Here is a 24216-nt window from a genome sequence, read left to right on the forward strand (position 1 = left end):
GGGGAGGCTGCGCCGCGAATTCGATCGCGCACAATCAGTCGAATTCACCAATGCTGAATTCGGCTGTGACCCAGTGCCGTCTCCGGCTCTGGCCCGATGCCGACTCCGGCTGTGACCCAGTGCCGTATCTGCCCCACACCTGTTAGAGTATCGGTTCAGAGCATGAACGGCGAGAGTCGATGATACCGACCATTTGATTGGAGAATAAAGCACCGATGCACAACGAGAGTGTCGCTTGGTTGGAAGGGATGTTTCTTCGGCCGCATCACATGCAAGCCGCAGAACGCAGCATCGATGAAAACGCTCGGCAACAGGTGTCGCTCGACCATGCGTACAACTATGGCATTCGACAGATCAGCTTTTCTCGTGACGCGATTGCCAACGGCCAGTTCGAACTCTCCGAATGCCAGGCTCGACTGCGTGACGGCACGGTCATCTGGATCGACGCCGCAACGCAACCTGATCGTGTTGATTTAGGCAAAGCAGGCGGTGCAGCGAAACGCAGTTTGTCCGATTCCTTTGATCAAGTCGAATCGATCGACGTTTACCTGGCCGTTCCCAAGCTTCGTCTCGGTCGCCCCAATACGATCGAAGAAAGCGGCGGTCAGCACCGATTTGTCAGTCTGTCGAGCACCGTGGCAGACGAAAACGCGGGCGGCAACGAGCAAGAAATCAGCCTCCGTTCGCTGAACGTTCAAATCTTGCTGGGCACCGATAACCTGGGCGGATACGAGACGCTGCCGATCGCGCGAATCAAACGCAGCGGTGCGGCCGAATCGGCTCCCGAGCTGGATCACGACTACATCCCGCCGGTGCTGGGCTGTGACGCCTGGCCGGAACTGGCCCGCGATTACGTGCGTGCGGTCTACGATATCATCGGCCAAAAACTGGAGGTGCTCGCCCAGCAGGTCAACACACGCGGCATCATGCAAGGGTCGCCAGAAGCGGGCGACGTGAACCGTTTGTTGATGCTGACAGCGCTGAATTCGGGATTCGCCGCCCTACGGTCGCTGGCGTTTGCCCGTGGAGTCCATCCGCACGTCGCCTACACCGAGCTTTGCCGAATCGTCGGCGCGCTGTCGATTTTCCGACCCGATCGGCGTCCGGGCGAGATTCCACTTTACGACCACGACGATCTGGCACGAATTTTTGGCTGGGTGCGTGAAGAGATCCGGTCGCTGATCACCGAGGTCCAAGAATACAAATTCGAGCGGCGTGACTTTATCGGCGCCGGTAAAGGCCAAGAGGTTTCGCTGGACCAGAAATGGATGGGCCAAGGCTGGGAATGGTACATTGGCGTTCAATACGAACGGATTACTGCGGCCCAGTGTCGCGACTTCCTCGTTCCCGGTCGCTTGGACTGGAAATTGGGAAAAAGTGAAAAAGTTGATTTCATGTTCCGATACCGTCAAGAAGGACTGAACATTTCGGAAACGAAAGCCCCGCGCGCTTTGCCGCAGGGTGACAACTGGCTGTTTTACAGCGTTAATAAAAGCGGTCCGGCCTGGGAAGACCTCCGATCCGAAGACTCGCCACGGCTTGGCGTCCGCTTTAAAGAAACGCTGATCACCAATTTGGAATCGCTACAAGGGAAAAAAGAACTGCAAATCAACGTCGACGGAATCGAAGGCACGTTGCGTCTAAGTTTGTTTGCGGTCCCAGTTTCTTAGTAACGCTTTGTTAGTAACACCTGTTCCTATGTGACGCTTGGTTTCAACGTCGTGTTCGGTTCGGATCAACCATTGCCATCTCGAATTTCACCCTGGACTTGCCCTTCCGACAGGTTTCATGTCGCCTGAATTTGCCAAAGCGGTCGATCCGATCTTCATGTACGTCTCGTCGGTGATCGACGAGATCGAACTGAATCACAGCCCCGACCCCGAAGACGTCAACGCGAAGATCCGCGGCCTGTTGGACTCCGCCGAAAACCTACTCGGCGGCGGCGAAGGATGGCGTTTGGCGAAGTACGCACTTGTTTCCTGGGTCGACGATTTGCTGATCGAAGCGGTCTGGGAAGGCAGTCAGTGGTGGGAACAGAACCGACTCGAGTTCCAGATTTTCAACACCACCAGCGCGTTTTCGAAGTTCTACGAACAGAGCCAAAAGGCGTCGCAATTGCCACGCAAAGACGCTTTGGAAGTGTTTTATGTCTGCGTCGTGCTGGGGTTTCGCGGGCTTTACGGCGACCCAGAAGCCACCGCCCAACACCAGCACTTTGGCGTCCCCGCCTCGCTGGACGAGTGGGCGCGTCGCACCGGCATGACGATTCAACTGGGACAAGGTCGACCGCAGATTCGCGAAGCCGGTCGTCCCGGTCTGGGTGCACCACCGCTCGAAGGCAAGTACCTGATGATCAGCTCGGTGATCTGTTGTGTGCTGCTGTCGGTGATCACCGTCGGTGTCGCCCGCATGGTGCTGGGTGAATGACGATGAAGCGACAATCGATTTCTGGATTATTTCGCCAAGGCAGACTGACTCCGCCCCAATCGCTGGGCCGGTCATTGGCGGTATTCACAATTCAAAGCCGAGAAAACAATCAGTGCGACGCATTCGCTGCCGTCGCTTCAACGTTATTTGTGAGGACAGCGTAGGATGGGAAGTGCCATTCGAAGTTTCATCGATGCGGTACTGTATCCGTTCCGCTTGATGGCCAGCATTCCCAGCAGTGTGATCAGCACGCCAAAACGTGTGTTGGGTTTGTCGCTGCAATCGCGTGCGGCGCTGTTGCTTTGGGCCGGCTTGTTGGTCGTCGCGATCGTCTGGGCGTTCGTTCGATATGATCCCGAATCCCGCGTTCAGTACGGCGGATTTCTGTCCGTCGAGCTTCCCGTGGTGATGCTGCTGGTGTTCGCGATTCCCGCGATCACTTGGTACGCACTGAAGCTTTGGCTGGAAGGCGAACCGTCGGAGCATCCCGAGATCGATCGCGTGTGGGACGGTGCTCTCGAAGCAATGCGTGATCACTCGATCGATCCGTCCGAGACGCCGATCTTTATGATTCTCGGCCCGGGCACAGTCGATAACGTCAACGCCTTTATGGCGACCAGCAACACTCAGTTTCCAGTTCGCCATCCGCTCGGTCCGGCCCCCATCCACGTGTTCGCCAACCAACAAGCGATCTATGTGGTCTGCACCGAATGTTGCCAGCTCAGCAAATTGATCGGATCGCCGCGTGACGCCACGATCGTTCCTGACCAGCTGCCCGGTGCTCCGCCACCACCGTTTTCCCCCAACGCGACGATGGACATCAGCTCGATGGGCGACGGAGGCGCGTTCAGCGGACCGCCCATTCCGCCCGCCGCTGCGAATCCCGGTGGGACGTATTCCGACGACGTGCGGAACACCATCGCGGCATTGAACATCCCCACACCGAACCAGCCCGCGGGCGGCGACCTGCGTGGCACAATGATGGTCGGCGATTTGTCCGGCGGCGTTCGTGATCCCGGGAAACCTCAAGGCGGTGGGATTTCGGCCGCTTCGATTTCCTCCGCCGATGCCAGCTTGGCGACCAGCCGGTTGGCTCACTTGGCGAGACTGTTTCGCAAACTTCGTGACCCGCTTTGTCCGATCAACGGCGTGATCGTTTCGACGCCGTTCCGATTTTTGGCGGACGGATCACAGGACATGGTCAACCAAATCCTGATCGCACTCAAAGCCGACTTGGCATGTTTACGTGGAACGTTGCGGATTCGCTGCAGCGTCACTCACGTGGTCGATTCGATGGAGATCGAAACCGGGTTCCGTGAACTGGTGCGTCGTGTCGGGGCCGAGCGGTCGTCTGTCCAGCGATTCGGTAAAGGTTACGGGTTGTGGAATTTGCCCAACGCGCCACAGCTTGATGCGGTCGTGAAGCACGCCTGCGGAGCGTTCGAAGACTGGTCGTATTTGCTGTTCCGTGAAGGCGACGGGCTGAACAAAGCCGGTAACCGTCACCTGTATTCGCTGTTGTGCCGCATCCGATCGACGTTCGAACCGCGATTATCCCACTTGATCCAGTCGGCGTATGGGCTCAACGCCTCGGGAATTCAGCTCAGTGAAACCGAGCCGCTCCTGTTCAGCGGTTGTTATTTCGTCGCCAGTGGCGCGATGCCCGATCGTCAAGCGTTCTTGGCCAGTGTGTTCAAGAAGGCTCAAAACGAAGAAGAAGAACTGGAATGGGGCAGCGAAGCGATCGCCGAAGAAGAACGGATGCAGACGGGCGTGCGATTGCTGATGGTGATCAACGGGGCCCTCGTGGCGACGATCATCGGACTGTTGGTCTATCACTTCAATTTCAAAGATTGATCGGTCAACCATGATGTTCGCCCAGCAGCCTCAACCCGATCCACAACCGGAAACCCAGTTCGAAGATCAACGCGCGCCGGAAACACCGAAAGCCGTCAACCAACAGCTGCTCAACGACGTCCTGGGCGAAACACTGGCCAGACATCGCGAAGACGGTTCAAAACTAATTGACGCGTTGGTGCGGCTGCGTCAAACCAAAACGGACCAGCCCTGTGACGAGAGCCTTTTCATCGAAATCGCCGAGCAGGTGTTGCAGTATCGACTGGGCGAGCAGTGCCGGCGGTTGCCTCGTGAAGCGTTCGAAGAAGTCGGGCGGGCGTTCTGGAATAGCGATCCTTCTCGCAAACGGATCCAGCAATTCTGGTCAAACTTGGGGAACGACAATTGAGCTCGTCTGAGGAAGAACGTCAAAGCGTCTCGGAGCTGATCGCGGAAGCCCAAGGCTTGGTTCGCTCGCTGGCAATGCGAGTGCATCGATCACTGCCGATTCCGATGGATCTGGACGACCTGATCGCGTACGGGCAATTGGGCTTGGCCGAAGCGGCTCAAAAATACGATCCCGCCGAAGGCGTACGATTCACAACGTTTGCGTATTACCGGGTCCGCGGTGCGATCTACGACGGCGTCTCGAAAATGAACTGGACCAGTCGGGCGCGATTGCGCCGGGCAAGGTTCCGCGAGATGGCTGACGACGTGCTGCAGTCCGATGCCAGCGCCACCGCGGACGGCGAATCCGATTCGCCAGGTGAATCCGATGCCGAGTGGCTGGGGCGGATGACCGAGCGGCTGGCAATTGTTTATTTAGCCAGTGGTGACGAAAATAGCGATACCAGCGGCGTGCTGTCCGAAGCCCCCGACCGCCACGAAATCCCCAGCAAAGTCGTCGCCAATCGCGAGATGCAGACAACACTGCGGCGACTGGTCGAACAGTTGCCCGCGGATGCCCGCCGCCTGATCACGAGTATCTATTTCGAAGGTTTTTCGCTGACCGAGGCGGCCGAACGGGTCGGGATCAGCAAAAGCTGGGCGAGTCGTATCCATGCCAAAGGTTTGGACCAATTAGCACAATCTTTGCGAAGATCCGGTAACGATTGATGCCGCTTTCCGCTTTTACGTCTAGCGGCCGCAATCGAGTCGGAGATTCGCGGATCGGAAAGTAAAGAACTTTGAGGTCAATTTGAAACTTCTTCACAACAATGTGAGCAAGTGACCGAAAATAACCATCACGTTGCACTTTTTTACGATCAAGAAACTGACAATGGCATCCGAACCGACGCTGGACTTCGACGCACTATTGGCACCGATCTCGGACGACAATCCGGCGGGCGAATACCTTCGACGATCCGATTTTGATCGTCTGCAAAATGCCAAAGACGCCCGCAACGACGCCGTCGCGGCGGAGCGAAAACAGCGTGAATTCGCCTTGTTCAGCGACGATGACTTGGCTGAGCTCGAAGCCCAGGGGCAAAGTGTCGAAACGCCCAGCTCGCCGAATTGGCGAACCGTTCGTGAGCAATGCATCGAAATCCTTGCCAAGCACTCCAAAGACCTTTGGGTAGCAACCTGGCTGATCGAAGCCAACACGCGACTGAACGGCATTGTCGGGGCGCGCGACGGCTTCAAGCTTGCCACAGAAATCTGCAATCAGTTTTGGGACGGTATCAATCCGCCTTTCGATGAAGACGAAGGCTACATGGATACCGTCGCCCAGCTGACCAGCATGAATGGCCTGGAAGGCCCCGGAACGCTGATCGCGCCTTTGGAAGAAGTCGAGCTGGTGCCGGGATTCGGCGCGTTGACCTACGCCGCATTTCGTGAAGCGATCGAAGGCGGTGGTGAAACCAGCGAGTCGGACTTCCAAAACGCCGTTCGCCAAGTCGACTTGGAAACGCTCCGCAACCACGAAGAAGACATTGCCCAGGCGATTAGCGAGTTTTCTAGCCTGTGTGACGTGCTGGAAGAGAAATGCCGTAGTGACGAATTCGAAGACTGTACACCGCCGAGCAGCCAGATCCGCCGCAGCCTTGAATCCGTCCAGCAATCGTTCGCGACGCTGACCCGTAACCTGCTCAGTGATGGTGCTGCCGGTGGTGCTAGCGGTGGCGAAGTTGCCGCCCAATCCGCGGACGCCGCAGCGGTGACAGGAATTGCCAGTCCGTCGGCTCCTTCGATCGACATCGCCCAGGCTCAGGTGAACAATCGCGAAGATGCCTTTCGGATGTTGATGAAGGCCAGTGAATTTTTTCGCAAGACCGAGCCCCATTCGCCGGTCAGTTACATGCTACAGCAAGCGGTCGAGTTCGGACGCATGGACTTACCGACACTACTGCAAACTTTGATCCGCGACGACGATGTCCTGAAGAACTTCTCCGAACGCGTCGGCGTGCCCATCAAAGAAGACTCGTACGATGACGATTGACCCCTGATTTTCGCTAGTTTCTTGCTGGCGGCGTCTCGGCAAAAGGTTGCCTCACAGGGGGTGGTCATTTACAACCGATACCGCTGATTCCCGTTTCGCAGGCAAGGATTTGGCAACCCAACGTTCCGAAATTTAGTGATCCGTAAATAGCGTCTGGAGAATTGAGATGGCCGAGAGCCAACAGCAAAAGCTAAATCGCGTCCGAAAGCCTCGCGTACACATCACCTATGAAGTCGAAACCGAAGGCGCACAGGTTGTCAAAGAATTGCCGTTCGTCGTTGGCGTGATGGGCGACTTCTCGGGCGACCCGACCTCCAAGCTGAAACCGCTGAAGGATCGCAAGTTCATCCAGATCGATCGCGACAACTTCAACGACGTGCTCCAACGCATGACACCAGGCTTGAACATGCGTGTCGAAAACACGCTTGCCGATGACGGCAGCGAGATGTCGGTCAACCTGGAATTCCAAACCATGGACGACTTCGAACCGGCCAACATCGTCGACAAAGTCGAACCGCTGAAGAAGCTGATGGAAACCCGCGACAAGCTGCGTGACTTGGCCAGCAAAATTGACCGCAGTGACGATTTGGAAAGCGTCCTGGAACAAGTCCTGACCAACAGCGAACAGCTCAAACAACTCTCCGGCGAACTGGGTGTCGACTCGTCTGGCGACAAAGAGTAACCACGCGTTGACCCACCACGTTTTCAATTCACGAACAATCCAATTCCGATTCGAGGAGTCAACTGGCCATGAGTTCCGGTGAGACCGAAAGCCAACCAGCACAGCAAGCCGAAGCAACAACCGAAGCCGGCAGCAGTTTGCTGGAATCCGCCATCGCAGCGACGAAAAAGACCGAGCGGTCTCGTGCGGAAGAGTTAATCAAAACGCTGACCGAAGAAGCCCTCAAGGGCACCGTCACGTTTGACAAAGACGTCATGCGTTCGATCAATGCCGCCATCGCGGGCATCGACGCGAAGATGAGCAAACAGCTTGCCGCGATCATGCACAACGAGAAATTCCAAAAACTGGAAGGCTCGTGGCGCGGTTTGCAGCACTTGGTCATGAACAGCGAAACCGGCGAATCGCTGAAGATCCGCGTGCTCAACTGCGGCAAACGTGAACTGTTCAAAGACATGGACCGGGCCGTCGAGTTCGACCAAAGTCAACTGTTCAAAAAAATCTACGAAGACGAATTCGGCACCCCCGGCGGTGCACCCTATGGCGCGTTGATCGGTGATTACGAATTCACCAATCACCCCGAAGACGTCGATCTGATGAGCAAGGTCAGTGGCGTCGCCGCGTCCGCGTTCTGCCCGTTCATTTCCGCCGCCGCACCACAACTGTTCGGCTTCGATGAATGGACGGAACTGTCCAAGCCACGTGACTTGGCACGTATCTTTGAAAGCGCCGAATACACCAAGTGGAAGTCGTTCCGCGAAAGCGAAGACAGCCGCTTCTGTGTGCTCACCATGCCACGAACGCTCGCCCGTTTGCCATACGGTGCCAACACCAAAACCATCGACGAATTCGCGTACGAAGAAGTCTCCGTCGGCGACCAAGGCGAATCGGTCAGCGTCGATCACGACGAGTTCTGCTGGATGAACACCGCCTATGTCATGGGCGCAAAACTGACCGACGCGTTCGCGAAAACCGGTTTCTGCACCACAATCCGTGGCGTCGAAAACGGCGGTAAAGTCGAAAACCTGCCGACGTACATTTTCAAAGCGGACGACGGCGACACGGACCTCAAGTGCCCCACCGAAATCGCGATCACCGATCGTCGCGAGAAAGAACTCAGTGACCTCGGCTTCCTGCCACTGTGCCACTTCAAGAACACCGACTACTCGGTCTTCTTCGGCGCACAGACATGCCAAAAACCGAAGCTGTACGACCGCCCCGAAGCCACCGCCAACGCGTCGATCAGCGCCCGTTTGCCATACATCATGGCGACCAGTCGCTTCTCGCACTACTTGAAGGTTCTCGGCCGAGACAAAATCGGTGCCTTCATGGAAGCGAGCGATTGTGAAGCATGGCTCGATCGCTGGATTCACAACTACGTCACCAGCGATTCGAACCCGCCAGCCGACGTCCGCGCCCGTTACCCGCTGGCCGAGGCTCGCGTCGAAGTCAAGGAAATCCCTGGCAAACCCGGCTCGTACAACGCCGTTGCTTGGATGCGTCCTTGGTTGCAAATGGAAGAACTGACGACCAGCATGCGGATGGTCGCCAGCATTCCAAAACTTGGCGGCTAGTCAACCGCTAGCTGACCGGCGGCATTGCCGCATTCATTTGGTTTCTGCTGCGTCCGGCCAGTCGACTTGTTCGGCCCGGACGCAGACCACCGCGTCCTAAGATTCGTTTCGGTTTCCCAGCATGTCTTCCGCCGAGCTACCGAACTTCGAATCGACGCATCAACAAGCCGTCGCGACCAGTCTATCGGACAGTCTGCTTGACCGTGTCCTCGACTACTCGGTCGACGCCGTCTCGACCGCAAAGTCGCGTGGACCGGCGTCTGCCGAAACCAAACCGCCCAAGCGGTCATCGAAAGTTCCGTCCGATTCCTTGGCGCGGTTTCTACAGTCGAAAACCGTTGGCGAGGCTCTCGACCGCTGGCTCGGAAGCGACTGGCGTGACAAAGACGATCCGGCCCAGCGTGATCGGCTTCTTCGGCGTTTGGCAGCCGAGATCGCACAGATCGATCAATGGCTCAATGACCAAGTCAACGTGATCTTGCACCATCCCCGATTCCAAAAGTTGGAATCGTCATGGCGAGGATTACAGTTCATCGTCAATCGCGCGGATCTCGAAAGCGACCCGATGATTAAAATCCGCGTGCTATCGGCGCGTTGGAAAGAACTCGAGAAAGACTTCGATCGCAGCATCGAATTCGACCAGAGCACCGTCTTCAAAAAAATCTATGAAGATGAATTCGGCTCTCCCGGTGGCGAGCCATTTAGCGTGCTGGTCGGTGATTACGACATCTATCCGAAGGTCTCCGCAGAACGCACGACCGACGATTTATTTGTCTTGCGGTCACTCGCCGGCGTCGCGGCGAGTTCGTTTTGTCCTGTCCTGCTCGCCGCGAGTCCGGCCCTGTTGGACTTGGAAAGCTTCAGCGATTTGCAAGTCACACGCGATCACGCCGGACGGTTGTCGCGGCCGGACTATTTGAAATGGAATGCGATCCGCGACGACGAAGACTCGCGGTTCGTCGGGATGGTGCTGCCTCGAATCCTGATGCGTGGCCCCTACGAAGACGACGGAACTCGTGTCGACCGATTCCTGTTTCGCGAGGACGTGACACATCCCAGCGGCAATCAGTATTTGTGGGGCAACCCGGCCTATGCCTATGTCTCGGTGTTGATGCGATCGTTCGCCAACAGCGGCTGGCTGGCTGACATTCGTGGGCTTCGCCAAGACGTCGAAGGCGGCGGCTTGGTCGCGGACTTGCCCGCGCTGTCGTTCCCGACCGATTCGAAAGGCGTCATCCCCAGACCGATCACCGAGATCGCGGTCAGTGATTCGCTAGAACGACAACTCAGCGAATTGGGCATGCTGCCAATCTGCGATTGCAAAGACACACCAATGGGCGTCTTTGCCAGCGGACAATCGCTGCAGCGACACAAGACATACGACAGTCTTGAAGCGACGACCAACGCAAAGATCAGCACGATGCTGCCGTACATTTTGACGGTGTCACGTTTTGCCCACTACGTCAAAGTCATCGCCCGAACGAAAACCGGGTCGTTCGCCACCGCCGAAGATTTGGAGCGGATGTTGCACGACTGGATCATCGAATATGTGACGGCGGACCGCGAAGCCAGCGAAGACGTCAAGAGCCGAAAACCGTTGCGTGAAGCATCGATCACTGTTCAGCCCGATCCCAGTAATCCGGGCGGTTTTTATTGTATGATGCGTCTCGCGCCACACTATGAGTTGGACGAAATGGTTGGTAGCATCCGATTACAAACACGCATCGGACGTTCGTAACGGGCTACCAACTTTAGACGCCACCGATTCCATTGCATGGTCGCCGCATTTCGTTCAACGACGCGGCCGTTCTACCTTTGAAGGATTCCACCGATGACATCGACACCCATGGAGTTGTACGAAGCCGGGCAACTGGACGAAGCGATGGAAGCGTCGTTACAACTCGTTAAGTCAAAACCTGCTGACGTCGGTTTGCGTTTCCAATTGGCCGAACTGTCGTGCATCGCCGGCAATCTGGAACGGGCCGATAAACAACTCGACACCGTGTCCAATCAAGACGCCCAGGCCGCGATCGGAGCGGCTCTGTTAAGGCAACTGGTACGTGCCGAAACCGCCCGCCGCGAGTGCTTTTACGAAGGCCGCGTGCCCGAATTCCTAGGCGACCCGTCCGACCGGTTGAAAGCTCATCTGAGTGCGCTGACGTTTTACCGTGACGGCCAAATCGATGCTGCGGCCAAAGAACTGGAACCGCTGATCGAACAACCGGTTTTAAACCAGCCCATCGAAGTCAACGGCAACGTGGTCGACGACATCCGTGACTTGGATGACTTGCTGGCGCCAGTGCTGGAGGTCTACACCACGACGGGCAAGTACTTTTGGGTGGACTGGAATCAGATCCTGACATTAGACGTCCGCGCCCCCGAGCGGCCGTTCGATTTGCTGTGGCGACAAGCGACCCTTTCGATCGAATCCGGCCCCGACGGCGAAGTTTACCTACCGGCGATTTACCTGGAGCCTGAAAAATCGGCGACGGCTGACGCCGGATTGCGACTCGGTCGTGGGACCGATTGGTTCGACACCGAAAAAGGCATCGTGCGTGGACGCGGGCAACGAATGTTGCTTGTCGGTGACCAAGACATGCCGATCATGGAACTGCAATCGATCCAGCGAAAAGAACCTGCCTAGTCATGTCACGCGTCCCCAATGACCGCCCGTTGATTCCCAGTGTTCTCGATCGTTTGATCGATCTGGAACCGCATCGGCAAAGCGAAGTGCCGATGAACCGGACTCAGGTGCTGTCACAGATGAAGGAAAGCGTTGGCCGCGATCTGCAAGCTCTGCTTAACACTCGCTGTCGAGCGACGTCCTGGCCGGACGACTTGAAGGAACTCGAACGGTCGATCTTTGCGTACGGGATTCCCGATTGCGTCGGTATCAGCACCGGTTCTCGCGAGCAGCAGGAAATGCTTCGCAAAATGATGACGCGTGCGATCGAAGTCTTTGAGCCGCGTCTTACCAAAGTACGCGTCCAACTGGCCGATACGAACGATCCCGCCGACCGAGCGCTGCGGTTCCGAATCGATGCCATGCTGAAAATCGATCCCGCTCCCGAACCGGTCGTCTATGACAGCGAACTGGACGCCACCAGCGGTGACTTTATGGTGAAAGGAGTGCGCCGATGACCGACCGTTTACTGCCGTATTACAACCAAGAGTTGCAGTTCCTGCGTCGCTTCGGTTCCGAGTTCGCCAAACAGCATCCCAAGATCGCCGCGCGGCTCCGCTTGGGCGACGAACTGAGCGAAGACCCACATGTCTCGCGAATCATCGAATCGTTCGCGCTGCTTTCTGCGCGAACGCGGCTAAAGCTGGATGATGATTTCCCAGAGATCACACAAGCATTGCTTGGAGTGCTGTATCCGCACTATCTGGCGCCGATCCCATCAACGGCGGTGGTGCAATTTGATCTCGACCCACGCCAAGCCGACTTGGTCGGCGGATACGAAATCGAAGCCGGTTCGGCGATCGAAACCGAATCAACCGAAGATGGCGTTTGCCAATACCGAACCGTTTACCCGGTGAAACTGTTTCCGATTCGCGTCTCCGCGGCGACTTACAAAGGCCAACCGTTTCAAAGTCCGCCGAGCCCGCTGTTGGGCAAAGCGGAATCGGTGTTGCATTTGGAACTCAATACGTTTCGGGAATCGGTCACGTTTGAGATGACCGAGATCGATTCGCTGCGATTCTTTATTCGTGGCATCTCGCATGCCGCAATGGATTTGTTCGAATTGGTCCACAACGATTCGATCGAAATCCTGATCGCCAAATCGGAACGTGATCCGAATCCCATCCGCTTGTCCAAAGACAATTTACGGATGATCGGATTTGATACGGACCAATGCATCTTCCCTCAAGAGGCACGAACGTTTAACGGCTATCGCTTGTTAACGGAATACTTTGCGGCGCCCGAAAAATTCATGTTCTTTGACGTGGCCGGTATCCGCAAAGAAATGCTCAGCGGGTTTGGCAATACAATGCATTTGTTTGTGTTGATTAAACGCCACGTCAGTTCCGTCGAACAGTTTGTCGATTCGGAAACGGTTCGATTGGGATGTGCGCCAATCGTCAATTTGTTCGAACACCGCTGCGAACCGATCCGCGTCGGCCATGCGACGCACGAATACCGCGTGGTCCCCGACGCACGGCAACCGCGTGCATTCGAGGTCCACTCGATCGAAAGCGTCAAGGCGATCGATAGCGACCGACCGGAGCGTGATTTTCACCCGTTTTATTCAATTCGTCATGCGGGTGAACAACGCGATCGACGCGGCTTTTATCACACGCACCGGCGTCGCAGTGACTTCAGTGGCGGGACGCAAGATTCCGCTTCGGAAGTTTACTTGTCGCTGGTCGATCTGGACTTCAATCCCGATGAAAGCGACGGCACAGTCCTAGATATTCGGGCGTTGTGTTCGAGTCGTAATCTGCCGCAACGCTTGGAGTTTGGCGGCGGCAGACCGGCGATGTCACTCGTCAATGGCGGACCGTTGCTGCCACCGAAGTGTGTGACCCAGCCACGCGTCCCGTTGCGTCCACCTTTGGAAAAAGGCACTTATTGGCGATTGATCAGTCACCTTTCGCTCGGCCATATCTCGCTGTTCGATCAGCGTGAGGGGGCCAGTGCGATTCGTGAAATCCTGGGGCTTTACGAGTACATCGGAAAAGGCGATGCACAACAACGCATCGATTCAATTCGGTCCGTCGTCTGTTCGCCCAGTGTGGCAAGATGCAAGGCGCCGACCGGCGGTTTGGCGATGTGTCGTGGCCTGGATCTGGAATTGACGATCGACGAAGAGAAACTCAGCAGCGGTGGCGCGTACTTGCTGGGTTGTGTCTTGGAACGTTTTTTTGGCTTGTACGCTTCGATTAATTCTTTCACCCGAACGACACTGCGCAGCAGTTTAAGAGAACAGGAAATCGCACGATGGCCGGCGCGGTCGGGAAGACAAGAGTTTCTGTAAAGCAACGGCTTGTTCGTGAACCGCACAAGTTCACGTTTTATCAAGCGGTCCGTCTGTTGTTGGCAAAGTCAACGACAACCGCTGGCGGTGCGCGTTACGGACGCATCGGGACAACCAGCAATATCCACGACGAACCGGTGCGGTTCCAAGTCCAGCCCGCGCTCAGCTTTGCCCCCAGCGAAGTGATCTCGGTCGCCGCGCGTCAATCGGACAACGAAGACGACATCAACGACGGCTTGGTCGAAATGATGGTCAGCTTTTGGGGACTGACCGGGCCGGCTGGCGCTTTGCCGACACAGTACACGCAACTGGTAATCGACCGTGTTCACGCCAAAGACCATGCCATGCGTGCGTTCTTTGACATGTTCTCTCACCGCCAGCTGTCGTTCTTTTATCGAGCGTGGGAAAAGTATTCACTCGCCGCGGGCTATGAAACCAGCCAGCAACTTGATCGTCCACAAGCTGACTTGTTTCGTGAGGCCCTGTTATCGGTTCTTGGTCGAGGTACCGATCATGTGCGCGACCGATTGCATGCCAGTGATGACGCCACCGTTTACTACGGCGGGATCTTTAATGACCGCCCGACTGCGGAATCATTGCGAGCGATCGTCTCGGATTACCTCGGTTTGCCAGCCAAAGTGATCTCGATGTTTGGCCAATGGTTGGTGCTGCCACCGGCGGAATGTTCGCGGTTGGGTGCCGAACTGGGGCACTGTATGGTCGGCACCGACACGATCCTTGGCGGCAAAACTTGGGACCCAGGGTCCAAGTTTCGGATTCAGATCGGCCCGGTTCGATTCGATGATTTCAAACGGTTGCTTCCGACAGGACAGACCCTGACACAAGTTTGCCAGTTCGTCCGCAGTTACGTCGGCTTGGAATTTGACTTTGACCTTCAAGTCATCTTGATGGCGGAAGAGATCCCGAGCTGCCAGCTCTCGTCGGCGAACGAGACCAAACAAGACGACAATCGTCCACACTTGGGCTGGAACACATGGCTTTGCAGCCGACCGCCGTTGCGTGACAGTGACGATGCGGTCTTTTACCACGATGGGGCACCCAACCGGGAACCTGTCGCGTCGCTTTAACTTTCACTTTTAAACGTCACTATTCACCAACAACGCATCACTGACACATGGCACAGATCAACTTGAAAGAATTGGTTGGCAAGCTGAACGACACCTGTCGCGGAGCCTTGGAATCCGCGGCCGGGCTGTGCCTTTCGAGAACCAATTACAACATCGAAATCGAACACTGGTTGTTGAAGCTGTTGGAAAACAGCCGTTCAGATTTGTCGGTCGCCTGTGCGGCGTTGGAGATCAATACCAGCGACTTGCAAAACGATTTGAACAAAGCGATCGACAAGTTCAAAACGGGCAACGGCCGTCCGCCAGCGCTTTCGCCAAACGTTGTCGACCTGATCCGCGAAGCCTGGCTGTATAGCTCCGTCGACCATGGCGCCGCGAAGGTGCGCAGCGGACATCTGTTGGTCGCACTACTGACATCGTCGTCATTGCGTTCGGTTGCTCGTGACGCGTCGGATGCCTTGGCTGGGATCAACGCCGATTCGCTTGCACAAGATTTCGCCGGTGTCCTTGCCGACAGCGAAGAAACGGATGTGCCGATGGGCGTGGGCAAGGCCCCTGCGTCCTCGTCGGCTGCTCCGGGGAAACCGGGCGTGACCAAAACTCCGGCCTTGGATCAATTCACAATCGACCTGACCGATCGCGCCCAGTCGGGGCACATCGATCCGGTCCTCGGCCGAGATCCCGAGATCCGACAGTTGATCGATATCCTGACTCGTCGTCGGCAGAACAACCCAATCCTGACCGGCGAAGCTGGCGTTGGGAAAACGGCCGTTGTCGAAGGCTTCGCGTTACGTGTTGCCGCCGGCGATGTGCCCGAAGCGATTCGAAACATTCGGATCCACACACTGGACCTGGGATTGTTGCAAGCGGGCGCCGGTATGAAAGGCGAATTCGAGAATCGCTTGCGTGGCGTGATCGACGAGGTCAAAGCGTCACCGGTTCCCATCGTGCTATTCATCGACGAAGCGCACACTTTGATCGGTGCCGGTGGACAAGCGGGCCAAGGCGACGCCGCCAACTTGCTCAAACCCGCCTTGGCTCGTGGCGAATTGCGTACGATCGCGGCGACGACTTGGGCCGAGTACAAAAAGTACTTTGAAAAAGACGCCGCGCTCGCTCGTCGTTTCCAAACGGTCATCGTCAACGAACCAGACGAACCGGTCGCGGTCGAGATGATGCGTGGCTTGGTCGGAACGTTGGAAAGCCATCACCGCGTTCGCATCATGAACGAAGCGGTGATCGAAGCAGTCAAACTTTCCAAACGCTACATCTCGGGCCGCCAGTTGCCCGACAAAGCAGTCAGCTTGTTGGACACCGCATGTGCACGGATTCAGCTCAGCCAGTCGTCGACGCCGCCAGCGATCGAAGACGCACAGCGACGTCTCAGCCAGCTGGAAGTTTCAATTCGGATCCTGAAACGCGAACAGCAAACGGGCGCCGATCATGGCGAGGCGATCGAAGCGGCTGAAGCAGAGATCGTCGAAGTGGAGAAAGAGCTCGAATCGCTTCGCAAACAATGGGACGAAGAAAAGCAGCACCTCGATACCATCGTCTCGCTGCGTAAAAAGCTCGACAAAGACGCCCCCGAACACCTCGCCGCTCCACCGGTCAACGAAACGGCGGATGCCGAATCAGAAAGTGCCGCTGACTCGGCTGAAACGCCGACTGAGGAAGAGCCGCCGACAGAGGAGCAAATCGCGCAGTGGAAATCTGAATTGGTTGCCGCCGAAGCGGAACTTCGCAAAGTCCAAGGCGAACGGCCGCTATTGTTCCCGGCGGTGGATGCCGGCGCGATCGCCGAAACCGTTGCTGCTTGGACGGGCATTCCTGTCGGACGCATGGTCAGCAACGAAATCAACACCGTGCTGCAGCTCAAGGAACTGATGGAGCAATCCATCGTCGGCCAGTCACACGGGCTGGATCGGATCGCACAAAGCATCCGCACCAGCCGCGCGGGACTTCGTGACCCTCGCACACCAATCGGCGTGTTCCTGCTGGCGGGCACCAGCGGTGTCGGTAAAACCGAGACCGCGATCACCTTGGCGAACCTGCTTTACGGCGGCGAACAGAACATGACGACGATCAACATGTCTGAGTTCAAAGAAGAGCACAAAGTTTCGCTACTGATGGGATCGCCTCCCGGTTACGTTGGCTATGGCGAAGGCGGTGTGTTGACCGAAGCGGTTCGCCGCAAACCGTACTCGGTTGTCCTTCTGGATGAAGTCGAAAAGGCACACCCCGGCGTGCAGGACGTCTTTTACCAAGTCTTCGACAAAGGCCAGATGAAGGACGGCGAAGGTCGCGACATCGACTTCAAAAACACGGTCATCATCATGACCACCAACGCCGGGACGGATTTGATCAAAAGCTTGTGTGCTGACGAGGACACGATGCCAGATCCGGACGGTTTCATCGAAGCCGTCTTTCCCGAGTTGCTGAAGACGTTCAAGCCAGCCTTCTTGGGCCGGGTCAGTGTGATCCCTTATTACCCGTTGAACGATGATGTGATGAGCCGGATCATCCGGCTGAAACTTGGCAAAGTAGGTCGCCGTGTCGCCGAAAGCTACGGTGCCGAATTCGAATACACCGATGCCGTCGTCGATTCAATCCGCAGCCGTTGCACCGAAGTCGACACGGGGGCTCGAAACATCGACCATATCCTGAACCGTACGATGCTGCCTGAGTTGTCCTCGCGCGTTCTATCGAGCCTTGCCGAAGGTGAAACGATCAGCAAAGTGTCGATCGATATGAAAGACGACCACTTCGAGTATCAGGTGATCAGCGAGCAATAACTGCTTCGATTTTTCCGTCAGCCAGTTCGATTCGCTGGCTGGCGCGGGCCGCGATCGATTCGTCGTGAGTCACGACGACGAGCGACGATTGGTGGGACTGTTGAAGTGATTCCAACAGTTCCAAAATCGCTCGCCCCGATTCACTATCCAGCGCCCCTGTTGGCTCATCGGCCAGGATCAGTTTCGGATCGTTCGCGAGGGCGCGGGCGATCGCGACACGCTGACTTTCGCCACCGGACAATTGCCGCGGCAAATGTTTCTCTCGTCCCGATAGCCCCACTTGATGGAGCAAGCGGCGGGCCTTTTCGACGCGTTCCGGCTTGGCGATCGAAGATTCGAACATTGGGATTTGAACGTTTTCGACCGCGCTCAAATTGGGAAGCAAGTAATAACGCTGAAACACGAATCCGACTTGCCGCGATCGGTAGTGATCCAAATTCATTTGCGACAACGACTGACCGTCAAATCGCACCTCGCCAGAAGTCGGCTGATCCATCCCCCCGATCAAATTCAGGAGTGTCGACTTTCCGCTGCCACTTTTTCCAACGATCGCAACGTGGGATCGCTGGGCGACTTCGATCGAGACATCGCGGAGCGCGTGAACATCGCCCTGGGGAAAGTATCTGGAAACGGAAACTGTCTGGATGATCGCATCCGCGTTATCATCGGTAGAAGTTCGATCCGGCATATTGCGACGACCAGGAAGATTGAGAACGGATACCACGATGGAAGATAACCATCTCTTTGCCACGGTGCGACCGGCGACACGCAAAATCCGATGTTTGTCACGATTGCCGTGGGCCGTGCTTCGGGGAGCCGTTTTGGGACTTTGGATCAGCAGCGTCGCGATTGGGAATTCGCCCGAAGCCGCGATACCACGCCCGATTACGATCATTCCGCCTGGTTCCAAAGTGGCCTCTCCGGATCCTGATGCGACATTCAATCGACTGATCTTGTTGGCGATCCCCAAGCTTAGCTCCGGTGATTCAAAGGACGTCAGCAGTACCGTTCGCGATGCCGCTACGAAATGCTCGTTGACGTTGATGGCTTCGGTTCAGCCTGTTCCCGCTTCGCAAAACACGGCGACGCAGTATCGCTTGGCAGACGTTGGCGCCGGGTACAGCGTCGCGACTGATCTGGGACGTCAAATCGTTTCGTCCGCGACCGCGTCGGACCAAGGCGTCTCGCTCGGTTTTATCCCGACACAAGTGTTGCGAACGAGCGAGCAACAACTGGAGCGGGTGACGGTGGTAGGAAAGTCCGACCATGTCGCAATTTTTGACGCACCATCGATCATGCATCGCCGCGACAAGAATCAGCGTTACGTCACCAGGCACTTCGTCTACATTGATCCCAACAGCGGTGAAGGCGCGATGCTGACTTGGCTGATGGCCCCCATCAGCGAAACCAAGACCCTCGACGCGTTCCCGATCATCGATCATCCGATCCGCATGACACCCTTTGAAACGGTCGAAAATCGACGCATTCATGTTGACGGAAACGAGTTCAACTTCCTCGGCGTTCCGAGCGAGAAAGCGTTCGGTTTGGTCGACCTTCCTCCCGGCAACGAAGTCGCATGGGACAAAGAAACGGCGCGACTTGCCGGGCGATTGTCTTATGACGCGACACAGTTGCAGTCACTTTCACAACGATTGGCTGCGTTGCTAAACCGTGCTCGCTAGCCGCCGGTGTCGGTTTTTCAGCAGTGCAAGTTGAAGTCTAGGCTTTTGCCGATTCTTCCTGCCCGGCTCCTCGTCGACATCGCTACACCGAAAATCGGCTAAAGCCTAGACTCCAGCGAAAGGCGACACTCGAAAATCAACAGGATGCTAGCCCCCCTTGCGATGACGATGAATTTTTATCCCTGGTTACGTCCCCTGCTGTTTCGGATGGACTCCGAATCGGCCCATCGCATCGCAATCCTTAGCGGACAGTTGTTGCAATCGATTCCAGGTCTCATGCGGCCAGAGAATCAGATCGTTGCCCCCAATCCCCGTCTGACAACAAATGTTGGCGGTATTCCGTTTGAAACGCCATTGGGGCTAGCGGCAGGCTTCGATAAATCCGGCCAGGTCATACCGCTGATGCAATCGCTTGGATTTGGCCATTTAGAGATCGGGTCGATTTCATCGCGTCCGTCACTGGGTAATCCTCGGCCGCGACTTTGGCGAATGATCGATCATCGCGGTGTGCTGGTGCACTATGGCCTTCCCAACGATGGCGCCGAGCATGTCGCGGCTCGGTTAGCAAAGCTTCAAACACGCGGGATATTGCGCAAACCGTTGGGAATCAATTTGGTCAACACCAACGATGGCCCGTCGGTCACTCCAGATAGCGGCGCCGTCATCGCAGATTACGTCCAGTCGGCGACGCTACTCGCACCATTTGCGTCGTACTTGATGCTCAACCTCAGCTGCCCCAACACGGTTGACGGCCGAGGTTTCTTTGAAACGACGGGGCGAATCGGTGAGCTTCTGCAGCGCATCGAAAAGCTGTCTTTGAACCCACCGTTGCTTTTAAAGGTCTCTCCCGATTGGGACGATCACCAATTCGATCAGCTGATCGAGACGGCACTTGAGTCACCTAGCGTCGCAGGTTTGATGCTAAACCTTTCGGCGAAGCAACGCGACGTGCTGGGATCGGCACAAAGTCGTTGGTCCAACTACCCGGGCGCGGTCGCGGGGGCTCCGATCAAAGCGTGGATGAATGAACGCACCGCGTGGCTGTATCAAAAAACAAAATCAACACGGTTAAGGTTACTTTCCGCCGGTGGTATCGAATCGGCAAACGACGTTTGGCAACGAATGGAAAGCGGCGCATCGCTCGTTCAACTCTACACGGCGCTAATCTACGAAGGTCCCCGACTCGTTCGCCAAATCAATCGTTTACTCGCATCCCGCTTAGAAAAGGAAGGCGTCAACAATGTTGCGGACATTGTTGGTACAAACGCAGGGTAGTCGTGTTTAATTTTTCCCGGTGACGTAGTGAATGCAACCTGTTGAATAGGACAGCGTTGCGATTGGCCGCCAGACGGGGGAGGCGGAACCGGCAGGAATCGGCACTCACAAATTCAGGTGCTGTTCACCTTTGGGAATTCGCCCTTTGTACAATTGCTTGGTGCGGGCGATCGCCTTGCATCATTCAATTGCTCATCATCGAAATGTTATCTAGGAAGTGTCCATGGTCTCACGGAACCTCATTCGCGGTTTGCAATGCGCTGCACTCGCATCCTTGATTGTCGTACTGCCCGACAATGCGAGTGCTCAGGAGGCTCGGACTTGGGCCGATGCGACGGGGCGATTCAAGGTCGAGGCGACCTTGGTTGAAGTCAAAGATGGCGTCGCGATCTTGAAGCGAACGAGCGGCCAAACGGTCAAGGTCCCCGTCAGTCGACTGAGTGAAGCGGACCAAGCGTTTCTGCAACAACTCGACAACCCGTTTGAAGTTGTCGAGGACGCCACACCAGCGACAGGTGCAAAAACCATGTCGTCCGCTTCTGCTTCAAGCGCCGAGTCGAACGCTGTGGGCAACCCCAAGGCCAATTGGGCGGCTCCTCCGTCCGTTGACTGGGATCGGGTACAGTTGCTCGATTCCGGGTTTGGAGTGAAACCCTGGTCGTATCAACCGCGTGACAACCGCTTCGCCTACGAACCTCATTCGGCGCGTTTACCAGCCAAGAAGAACTTTTTCGAAGGCCTGCGACGATTGAAGGTCAACCCAGCGGCGGGAAGTGCGGTCGCCGGATACACGTGGACGTTCAGTACGCCGAAACATTCGAGTCGCATTTCGCTTGTCGATCTGAAGACCGGCGAAACCTTCCACTCTGACTTGGTGACTGCCAACATGTGTCCGCTCGACATCCTGAGCGATGGAAAGACTGTTTTGATGCAAGGTACCGGCGGCGATCGTGACGGCTATGAAACCGCCGACCAGGTTCAGCTTTGGCGACCACAAGGTCAAAGCGTTAATCGAACACCATCCTGGATTCCTTTTGCCAATGAAAAGAAAGCGTTTGGCAAAACGACAAACGCCAACGTCAATGAAGCCTTTGCACTCGACAACAACCGCGTGCTTTTGCTTGCCGACAACGGGCACTTAGCCTGTTTTGACCTGGCGACTTTGATGCCGGTTTGGCATGCGAACCTGTCTCAGAATCACGCGATCGCCTGCACCACCGATCGAAAGGATTTGTTTGTACTTGATGAGCATCTGTTGATGCATGTTGATCCACAAAGCGGAGCCGTTCTTGGTGCGTTTGAATTACAAGATAAGCCACGAATGGGCTGGACCAAAATTCGCTTGAATCCGGATGGCGATCGGATGCTGATCTCGTTCGTTGACAACCTTCGAGTGGTCAGCTTGGTGAACGGCGAAACATTGGATGAGTACAGCACCGGTGGTGGTCCTGTCGCGCCGAATGGGCTGAGCTTTGCGGACAATGACTTTGTCTTGCTAGACAATCATCTGCTGTTGCACCTGCCGTCAAAGATCAAGCTTTGCGATTACCAAGATGCCGTGATCGAATCGGCGGGCGGAATCGAGTTCGCCGGTGTGATCTCGGACAAGGATGGGCATCTCGCACCATTGCAGCTGCCGCATCCTGCTGCCGACCAAATGTTGCAGCAAGCAGTCGACGACCCCAGCGTGTTTCTAATTTACCCCGGCGTCGCCGTTTCGATGGATGTGAGTGCTGTTCCGAAGCAATATCAAGACACCGTTCGTAGCGGGCTCGAATCGGCGATTCAGTCGGCCGGTTACAAACTGACAGCGACCGCCCCCATACAAATTCAAGCCAGCGTGTCTGGCCCGAAGCAAGAAGCCGTCTCGTACATCGCACGCGGCGCGTACATTGCCAACACGTATACATCGACGGTGAAGATCACCAATCAGGGCAAAGACGTTTGGACACGCTCATCAACCAATATTCCAGGAGTATTGATGACCAAGCGGGACCAATCGATTCAGGAACGATTGGACGAACTGGGCAAGGAGCCAAACCTTGCGCACTTCAAAAGCGTTGCACTACCCACGTTGATGCAAAATCCTGGCGACAAAGCCGGTGGAAATCACCAAAACGCGTTGATGGTATCCAAATTCACGCAACGTGGTCTCGTCGACTCGAAGTAGCGCTGCAAACAAGTCGTGCTAGACGAATCGTTTGGCAGAGCCCGATTGTTTTTCCATCAGAATTCGATCTAAGACGCTGATTACCTGCTCGCTTCCCCGTTCCATTTCGTCGATCGCATCGGCAATGGCGAAGTCATCGGTGGTAATCGACGTCCCCAGTAATTCAAACACCTTGCGCGTCGCTTGATGCACTTGTGCGTGTGGCGTTTCCAGTCGTGAATACGAATGGGTTTGTGAGAACGAAGCCTGTCCGTCGCCCTGGTAGTACCACTCGCCAAGCCGGCAGTGGTGGCAATCGACAAACTCGATCACCGGTTCGCCTTCGAGCACACTCAGGTACGTATTCACCTTCCAAACGATGTGATCCAGCTTCGCCAAACTCAGGAAAACGATTTCGTTCGCGCCGGATACCTGTTCCGTGGTCTCGATATTGCTTTGTGCAGTCTGAACCACACGGTCGTTCAGATGCGAGACGGTATCGCGAATCGTATTGCTGCGTTCGTCGAGTTCCTTCATACGATCTGCGACAACTTTGGAGTTGTCGAAGATCTGTTCGATCGACGCGGCAATGTTTTTGACTGCGGTACTGGTTTGGTTGGACAGTCCCTTGACCTCGCCTGCAACAACGGCGAACCCTTTTCCGGATTCACCAGCCCGCGCAGCTTCGATGGTTGCGTTGAGCGCCAGGAGGTTCGTTTGCGAGGCAACTTCTTCGATCAGTTCAACAAATTTCCGCATGCCGATTAGTTGCCGATCGGTTTGTTCGACCAACGAACGCATGTCTGTTACCGCTTTGGAAAACTCATTCGTTGCCGAACGGATCGCATCGGATTCGTGTGCAAGCTCCGCGCAATTGCTTTCGATCCGTCGACAATTTTCGATGTTCTGTTGGTTGACGGAAACGGCGTCCGACAGCCCCGACTGAATGTTGCACAAGCCTGCTTTGAGTTGCAGGTTTTCGTTTTTCAGAACCCCGATCAGTCGATCGTTTTTTTCCGCGTCTGGCGATCCACAATCGTATTGCGGCGGACGCGATTTGACAAAAAACATATCCCGTGCGATCTCTTCAGTCAGATGAAGCAAGAAGTTTCGAACCATGCAAAGCTAGAACCTCATTAATCACGCGAAGGACAATCCTCGGCTAAATCAAGGCGTTTTTCGACATCTGCCGCTCAATCTGTTTGACAAGTTCAATTGACCAAACTGTGCATTAAGGGTTGTCCCCCACTGTCGCCTTTCTGACAGATCTTGCTCATGGAAACCGTCATTGCAAC

19 protein-coding genes are annotated in these 24216 nt (G+C 55.9%); 17 read left to right on the plus strand and 2 right to left on the minus strand.

The features are described from left to right. Window positions 1-215 precede the first annotated feature (215 nt). The 14 genes from tssK (at window position 216) to tssH (ending at window position 17815) form a co-directional block, all read left to right on the plus strand. On the plus strand, window positions 216-1670 hold the full coding sequence (gene tssK / locus CGZ80_RS11510) for a type VI secretion system baseplate subunit TssK (RefSeq protein WP_094414458.1): 1455 nt from the start codon (window positions 216-218) through the stop codon (window positions 1668-1670). Between the two features lie 118 nt (window positions 1671-1788). Beyond that, a complete protein-coding gene (locus CGZ80_RS11515; protein ID WP_094414460.1) occupies window positions 1789-2427 on the plus strand; it encodes a DotU family type IV/VI secretion system protein in 639 nt (212 codons plus the stop codon). Window positions 2428-2592: 165 nt separating this feature from the next. Then, window positions 2593-4284: a type VI secretion protein IcmF/TssM N-terminal domain-containing protein gene (locus tag CGZ80_RS11520; RefSeq protein WP_094414462.1), complete on the plus strand. Its 1692-nt coding sequence runs from the start codon at window positions 2593-2595 to the stop codon at window positions 4282-4284. Window positions 4285-4294: 10 nt separating this feature from the next. Next, window positions 4295-4672: a hypothetical protein gene (locus CGZ80_RS11525; protein ID WP_094414464.1), complete on the plus strand. Its 378-nt coding sequence runs from the start codon at window positions 4295-4297 to the stop codon at window positions 4670-4672. Next, window positions 4669-5379 carry a sigma-70 family RNA polymerase sigma factor gene (locus CGZ80_RS11530; protein ID WP_158222660.1) on the plus strand — a complete coding sequence of 237 codons (711 nt, stop codon included), beginning with the start codon at window positions 4669-4671 and terminating at the stop codon, window positions 5377-5379. The genes CGZ80_RS11525 and CGZ80_RS11530 overlap by 4 nt, the downstream gene beginning before the upstream one ends. 163 nt (window positions 5380-5542) lie before the next feature. Then, window positions 5543-6703 (plus strand): type VI secretion system protein TssA, encoded by a 1161-nt coding sequence (tssA, locus tag CGZ80_RS11535; protein ID WP_094414468.1) that lies wholly within the window; start codon window positions 5543-5545, stop codon window positions 6701-6703. A gap of 166 nt (window positions 6704-6869) precedes the next feature. Beyond that, the gene (gene tssB, locus CGZ80_RS11540; RefSeq protein WP_094414470.1) at window positions 6870-7385 is read left to right on the plus strand and encodes a type VI secretion system contractile sheath small subunit; all 516 of its coding nucleotides are present in this window, start codon (window positions 6870-6872) and stop codon (window positions 7383-7385) included. 68 nt (window positions 7386-7453) lie between these two features. Beyond that, the gene (gene tssC / locus CGZ80_RS11545; protein ID WP_094414472.1) at window positions 7454-8956 is read left to right on the plus strand and encodes a type VI secretion system contractile sheath large subunit; all 1503 of its coding nucleotides are present in this window, start codon (window positions 7454-7456) and stop codon (window positions 8954-8956) included. Between the two features lie 121 nt (window positions 8957-9077). Continuing rightward, a complete protein-coding gene (gene tssC, locus CGZ80_RS11550; protein ID WP_094414474.1) occupies window positions 9078-10694 on the plus strand; it encodes a type VI secretion system contractile sheath large subunit in 1617 nt (538 codons plus the stop codon). 93 nt (window positions 10695-10787) lie between these two features. Beyond that, window positions 10788-11600 (plus strand): type VI secretion system accessory protein TagJ, encoded by an 813-nt coding sequence (locus CGZ80_RS11555; protein WP_094414476.1) that lies wholly within the window; start codon window positions 10788-10790, stop codon window positions 11598-11600. Window positions 11601-11602: 2 nt separating this feature from the next. Next, window positions 11603-12097 (plus strand): type VI secretion system baseplate subunit TssE, encoded by a 495-nt coding sequence (gene tssE, locus CGZ80_RS11560; RefSeq protein WP_094414478.1) that lies wholly within the window; start codon window positions 11603-11605, stop codon window positions 12095-12097. Then, on the plus strand, window positions 12094-13935 hold the full coding sequence (gene tssF / locus CGZ80_RS11565; protein WP_094414479.1) for a type VI secretion system baseplate subunit TssF: 1842 nt from the start codon (window positions 12094-12096) through the stop codon (window positions 13933-13935). The genes tssE and tssF overlap by 4 nt, the downstream gene beginning before the upstream one ends. After that, window positions 13899-15023, plus strand: coding sequence for a type VI secretion system baseplate subunit TssG (gene tssG / locus CGZ80_RS11570; protein ID WP_094414481.1), 1125 nt, complete (start codon window positions 13899-13901; stop codon window positions 15021-15023). The genes tssF and tssG overlap by 37 nt, the downstream gene beginning before the upstream one ends. Before the next feature lie 47 nt (window positions 15024-15070). Continuing rightward, window positions 15071-17815 carry a type VI secretion system ATPase TssH gene (tssH, locus tag CGZ80_RS11575; protein WP_094414483.1) on the plus strand — a complete coding sequence of 915 codons (2745 nt, stop codon included), beginning with the start codon at window positions 15071-15073 and terminating at the stop codon, window positions 17813-17815. Here tssH and CGZ80_RS11580 read toward each other — a convergent pair. After that, window positions 17802-18503, minus strand: coding sequence for an ABC transporter ATP-binding protein (locus tag CGZ80_RS11580; RefSeq protein WP_094414579.1), 702 nt, complete (start codon window positions 18501-18503; stop codon window positions 17802-17804). The genes tssH and CGZ80_RS11580 overlap by 14 nt on opposite strands. A 37-nt stretch (window positions 18504-18540) precedes the next feature. Here CGZ80_RS11580 and CGZ80_RS11585 point away from each other — a divergent pair, with 37 nt between their 5' ends. The 3 genes from CGZ80_RS11585 (at window position 18541) to CGZ80_RS11595 (ending at window position 22942) form a co-directional block, all read left to right on the plus strand. Continuing rightward, entirely contained in the window at window positions 18541-19497 is a 957-nt protein-coding gene (locus CGZ80_RS11585; protein ID WP_103296732.1) for a hypothetical protein, read from the plus strand. A gap of 168 nt (window positions 19498-19665) precedes the next feature. After that, window positions 19666-20772 (plus strand): quinone-dependent dihydroorotate dehydrogenase, encoded by a 1107-nt coding sequence (locus CGZ80_RS11590; RefSeq protein ID WP_158222661.1) that lies wholly within the window; start codon window positions 19666-19668, stop codon window positions 20770-20772. Between the two features lie 223 nt (window positions 20773-20995). Then, window positions 20996-22942 carry an SHD1 domain-containing protein gene (locus tag CGZ80_RS11595; RefSeq protein ID WP_094414488.1) on the plus strand — a complete coding sequence of 649 codons (1947 nt, stop codon included), beginning with the start codon at window positions 20996-20998 and terminating at the stop codon, window positions 22940-22942. A gap of 18 nt (window positions 22943-22960) precedes the next feature. Here the strand turns inward: CGZ80_RS11595 and CGZ80_RS11600 are convergent, their stop codons facing one another. Further along, complete coding sequence (locus CGZ80_RS11600) at window positions 22961-24025, minus strand: methyl-accepting chemotaxis protein (protein WP_199180701.1); 1065 nt, start codon at window positions 24023-24025, stop codon at window positions 22961-22963. Window positions 24026-24216: the final 191 nt, after the last annotated feature.

Origin of the sequence: Rhodopirellula sp. MGV (genome assembly GCF_002251265.1) — a bacterium.
Classification (GTDB): domain Bacteria; phylum Planctomycetota; class Planctomycetia; order Pirellulales; family Pirellulaceae; genus Stieleria; species Stieleria baltica_A.